Here is a 5,081-nt window from a genome sequence, read left to right as displayed (position 1 = left end):
GTGTAGCGGCTCAGCGGATGATCGTCGTGTGCTGCAACCCGCAGATCGCAATCGGGTCTGCGGCCGACCTTCAGGCCGCGCGAGAACGCAGCCGCCATCACGCCAAAGGCGAGACGATCATTGGCGCACAGGATGGTGCGGCCGGGCAAGGCGCCGGCCTCCAGCATTTTTTCCGTCTGCTCGTAGCCGATGCGTTCGAAGTCCCAGGTGTAATCGCGGGTGCCTTCGATGACGACCGGCTTGAACCCGGCGGTCTCCATCGCGACGATGTAGCTTTCCTGGCGTTCGCCGGAGTTGTGGTTGACGTGTGGGATGTCGAGATAGACCGGCGGCTCACCCGAACGGCAGAGATAGTCGACGATGGTCGAGACGCTCTGCCGGTTGTCGTTGCCGACGAACGGCGTATCGCCCTCGATATAGGTGTCGAAATAGACGATCGGAATGTCCTGCCCGAGCTTGTCGAAGACGCCGCGGTCGGAAGCCAGACCCAGTGGGGCGATGATCGCGCCGGCGACCTTCAGGGACAGGAGCGTCCTGACCGACTCCGCCTCCAGCTTCGGCGAACCATGTGAGGAGATGACGATCGGCCAGTAGCCTTCGTCGCGGCAGCGAAATTCGATGCGGCTGACCATCTCGGCGTAGAACGGATCGGTGATCGTCGGCACGACGATGCCGATGTTGCGGGTGCGCTTGCGGTTGAGATTTCGGGCGAAAAGGTTGGGCTGATAGTCCGAGGAGCGCAGGGCGGCTTCGATGCGCGCCCGCGTCGCCGGCTTCACGCTCGCCGGATCGTCGAAATATTTGGACAGCGTAGGCCGGGACACGCCGCATGCCTGGGCGAAGTCATCCATCGTGCGGTGCGTCTTCTCCGCCATCGATATATTCCTGATCCCCTGCCATGATCGGCCCGCCCCCAGTCATGCGGCCGTTGACCGGATGCGACAATCCTGGATGGAACTTATTCAGTCAATTTTCACAGTTACCAATAGAACCCAAAAATATTGCATGCGTCAAATTATTCGTTAACGTTTCAAAACTGAGGCGACTCGCCGCCGTTTTTTCCCGCCAAACGCTTTCGGATAGCGCTGTTTCGTCGACTTGATCGTCAGTTCGACGATCGAGGGCTGCAGAAGCTTGCCGCTCGCTCTCGGCTCCGGGCCTGCTTGCCAAATGACGCCATGCCGCCCATACACGGCTTGGGCAATCGCCTCGCCCGTTCGCCACCTGCCAGGGATACTGTCCGATGTCCGCGACGCCGTGGTCAAAGCCGTGACGGACCACTCCATGCCATCGCTTGCCGGCCTGGGCTGGACGGATTTTTTTGGCGACCAACTCGAACCCGGCGACGCCGATCTTGTCCCGACGCGGATCGCCACCGTCCACCGCGATCGCCTGACCGGCCTGTCCCAGGCAGGGCCGGTCGATCTGACGCTGCCGGCGCAGGCGAACACCGGTGACTATGCGGTCGGCGACTGGGTACTGGTCGATGTGCATGAACACCTTGTGCAGCGCCGCCTGGTCCGCAAGACGGTGCTGGAGCGCCGCACCCAGGGCGGCAGGGTGCCGCAGCTTGCCGCGGCCAATGTCGACACGCTGTTCATCGTCACCTCTTGCAATGCCGACTTCAATCCCGCCCGGCTCGAGCGTTATCTGGCACTCGCCAATGAGGCCGGAACGACGCCAGTGATCCTGCTGACCAAAGCCGATACCGCTGAAGACGCCGAGACATATGCAAGGCAGGCTGCCGCGTTGCAGCGTGGATTGCCGGTCGTGACGCTGAACCCCCGGACATCGGATGCGGCAACCATCCTGGCTGCCTGGTGCGGTGTCGGCCAGACGGTGGCGCTGATCGGCTCCTCCGGCGTCGGCAAATCGACGCTGGTCAACACGCTGGCCGGATCGGGGCAGCAATCGCCGCAGCAGACCGGAGGCATACGCGAGCACGATGCCAAGGGACGCCACACCACCACGTCGCGATCGCTGCACGCCATTGCCGGCGGCGGCTGGGTGATCGACACGCCGGGAATGCGGACGCTGCAAGTCAGCGACGTCGGCTATGGCATCGACACGCTGTTTGCCGAAATCACCGAGCTCGCGCCGCTGTGCAAGTTCCGCGACTGCACGCATGTGCATGAGCCGGGCTGTGCTGTGCAGGCTGCCTTGAAGGCCGGGACGCTCGATCCCGAGCGCCTTGCCCGCTGGCGCAAGCTGTCCGACGAAAACCAGAACAACACGCCGGCTCAGAGCGGACCCCGCGGAGCCAAGTCTCCCGGAGGTCGCGGGAAGAGGCGTTGAACGATTGGGGTTGATCTGGCCTCGGACTAGAGCCGCGCCGTCCCGAAAACGCGATCCCAGAACGCCGACGTCACACCGAAATTGGCCGCTTCGTCGATGTGGTGATGGACCGCGTGGCGACGCTTGAGCGTGTAGAGATAGCTCGGATGCGCGGGATGCCAGTGATGGATCATGTGGTGGATGCTGATGTACCAGAGGTACCCCAGCATCAACCCGCAGCTTACCGCGCTAGCGGTGGCGAAATCCGAGATCATCCATACCGGCAGGAACGCGACCAGCGCATGCACCCCGAGGCTGAGCCAGGTCGGCGTGCCCACCGAACTGCGCTCCTCGACATGGTGACGGTCGTGCAGGTCCTTGATGTAGGGAATGTGGTGAAGAACGAACCTGTGCAGCACATACTCGATCAGCGTCCAGAGGCCGAGACAGGCGAGGACCGTGCCTATCCAGCCCGGCGCACCCTCTTCGCCGGCCTCGAGCAGCCCGGCCACTGCCAGCACGGCGATTACCAGCGGATACACGACGAAGTCGCTGTAGTAGCCAATAAGACCGAGTTGCATCGTCACCTAGCCTTCGAGCCGCCAAATAGGCGATGGTATCAGATTGCCGGACTCGCGGGTGAGGTGCAATGTAGACGCGCCTGACATAGCGTCGCAATCCCCTGGTGCAAGGTTCGCGTCAACGATTCAAGGACCATCGGCAGGCTGCCGGCTTCGCAGACGGACGTATAAAATGGCAAAACGGAGTGCGGGATTGCTGATCTATCGCCGCGGCGATGGCGATCTCGAGGCGTTGCTGGTTCACCCGGGCGGCCCCTTCTGGGCGAAGAAGGACGATGGTGCGTGGTCGATACCGAAGGGTCTTGTCGACGAGACCGAGGACGAGTTGACGGCAGCGCAACGCGAGACCGAGGAAGAGCTTGGCGTCAAGGTCGATGGATACTTCACTCGTCTCGGCGACTACAGGCAACCGGGCGGCAAGATCGTCTCGGCCTGGTCCGTCGAGGCGACCATCGACATCGATGTGACCTCCATCAAGAGCAACAGCTTCACCATGGAATGGCCGCCAAGGTCGGGATCCCTAAAGGAGTTCCCGGAGGTCGACAGAGCGGGCTGGTTCACCTTGTCCCAGGCCGAGGTGAAAATCCTCAAAGGGCAGCGCCCGATGCTTTTGGATCTTGCCAGGCAGCAAGGCGCGGGATGATCCGCAGCCCTCAATAAGGCAGGCCGACATAGTTCTCGGCGAGCGCGGTCGATGCGGCGCGCGAGTGCATGAGGTAGTCGAGTTCGGCCTCCTGGATGCGTTGGCCGAAATCGCCGGTGTCGGGAAAACGGTGCAGCATCGTCGTCATCCACCAGGAAAAGCGCACCGCCTTCCAGACCCGTGCCAGCGCCTTGCCGGAATAGGCATCGATGCCATCATGTGACTTCTCGACGTAGAAGTCGCGCAAACCTGCGAAGAGATAGCGCACGTCGCTGGCGGCGAGGTTGAGCCCTTTCGCCCCGGTCGGTGGTACGATATGGGCGGCGTCGCCAACCAGGAACATCCTGCCGAAGCGCATTGGCTCGGCAACGAAGGAGCGCAGCGGCGCGATCGATTTCTCGAAGGATGGGCCGGTGACGACATTTGCCGCCGTCTGCTCCGGCAAGCGGCGGCGCAACTCGTCCCAGAAGCGGTCGTCCGACCACGCCTCGACATGGTCGCCCTCCGGGCACTGCACATAGTAGCGGCTGCGATGCGTCGAGCGCATCGAGCACAGCGCAAAACCTCGCTCGTGATTGGCGTAGACCAGTTCGTGATCGGCCGGTGGCACTTCTGCCAGCACGCCGAGCCAACCGAACGGATACTGCCGCTCGAAGATTTTTAGCGCACGCTCGGGCACCGATTTGCGGCTGACGCCATGATAACCGTCGCAGCCGGCAATGAAGTCGCAGTCGATGCGATGCGTGACGCCATCCTTTTCATAGGTGGCGAAAGGCGCGGCGCCATCGAAATCGTGCAGCGCGACATTTGCCGCCTCGTAGATCGTGGTCAGTCCTGCCGCGTCGCGCTTGTCCATCAAATCATGCGTCACCTCGGTCTGGCCGTAGACGGTGACATGCCTGCCGCCGGTGAGTGCCTCGAGGTCGATACGGTGCAAGCGTCCGTCGAAGGCGAGCGAGATGCCGGAATGCGGCAGCCCTTCGGCATGCAACCGTGCCGCAGCACCCGCTTCTTCCAGCAATTCGACCGTGCCCTGTTCGAGCACCCCTGCCCGCACGCGGCCAAGCACGTGCTCGCGGCTCGCACGTTCAAGAATGACCGTCTCGACGCCGATGCCGGCCAGCAGTTGCCCAAGCAGCAGGCCGGACGGTCCGGACCCGACAATGACTATTTGCGTGCGCATCAGTGGCCGAGACTTTCGACCTGTGCGGCCAGTTCGGCGGCAAGGCGCAGCGACGCCGCCGTTGCGACGACCATTTGCGGCAGCAATAGCCACTCCAGGGTCCAGGCAGCACCCGACCGCTCCTGCTCATGCACGAGCGCGTGATGCAGGCCGGCAAGCTGCGTGGCGTTGAAACGGGCAAGCGCCACCAGCGCTTCGGCCTTCACCGGGTTCTGCTTGTGAGGCATGGTAGACGAGCCGCCACCGCCGGAAAGTTTGATCTCGGTTCCATCTTGCGCCATCAGAGCGATGTCCTGGCCGAATTTGCCGAGGCTGCCGGTCAGCAGCGATAACCAACCGGCAAAATCAGCGAGCGCGTCGCGCTGGTTCTGCCATTGCGGTGCGTCGCCAAGACCAAGCC

The 5,081-nt window shown here is 62.9% G+C and carries 6 protein-coding genes; 2 read left to right on the top strand and 4 right to left on the bottom strand.

The features are described from left to right. Positions 1-875 (bottom strand): LacI family DNA-binding transcriptional regulator (locus EOD15_RS28170; RefSeq protein ID WP_148129666.1); only part of this gene is annotated, 875 nt, incomplete at its 3' end. A gap of 409 nt (positions 876-1,284) precedes the next feature. Here EOD15_RS28170 and rsgA point away from each other — a divergent pair. Next, complete coding sequence (gene rsgA, locus EOD15_RS28165) at positions 1,285-2,295, top strand: ribosome small subunit-dependent GTPase A (RefSeq protein WP_164761572.1); 1,011 nt, start codon at positions 1,285-1,287, stop codon at positions 2,293-2,295. 26 nt (positions 2,296-2,321) lie between these two features. Here the strand turns inward: rsgA and EOD15_RS28160 are convergent, their stop codons facing one another. Next, complete coding sequence (locus tag EOD15_RS28160; protein ID WP_127318471.1) at positions 2,322-2,855, bottom strand: sterol desaturase family protein; 534 nt, start codon at positions 2,853-2,855, stop codon at positions 2,322-2,324. 172 nt (positions 2,856-3,027) lie between these two features. Here EOD15_RS28160 and EOD15_RS28155 point away from each other — a divergent pair, with 172 nt between their 5' ends. After that, positions 3,028-3,498, top strand: a complete 471-nt coding sequence (locus EOD15_RS28155; protein WP_127409042.1) for an NUDIX domain-containing protein — start codon at positions 3,028-3,030, stop codon at positions 3,496-3,498. 10 nt (positions 3,499-3,508) lie between these two features. Here EOD15_RS28155 and pobA read toward each other — a convergent pair whose 3' ends face one another. Together pobA and EOD15_RS28145 are read right to left on the bottom strand one after the other, a co-directional pair. Continuing rightward, positions 3,509-4,681 carry a 4-hydroxybenzoate 3-monooxygenase gene (pobA, locus tag EOD15_RS28150; protein WP_127318467.1) on the bottom strand — a complete coding sequence of 391 codons (1,173 nt, stop codon included), beginning with the start codon at positions 4,679-4,681 and terminating at the stop codon, positions 3,509-3,511. Next, a partial coding sequence (locus tag EOD15_RS28145; RefSeq protein WP_245463784.1) for a lyase family protein occupies positions 4,681-5,081 on the bottom strand: 401 nt, incomplete at its 5' end. The genes pobA and EOD15_RS28145, both read right to left, overlap by 1 nt.

Origin of the sequence: Mesorhizobium sp. M7A.T.Ca.US.000.02.2.1, from assembly GCF_003996995.1 — a bacterium.
In the GTDB taxonomy this organism is placed as follows: Bacteria; Pseudomonadota; Alphaproteobacteria; order Rhizobiales; family Rhizobiaceae; genus Mesorhizobium.
Note: the sequence above shows the minus strand (reverse complement) of the source record. Positions and strands in the feature narration are given on the sequence as shown.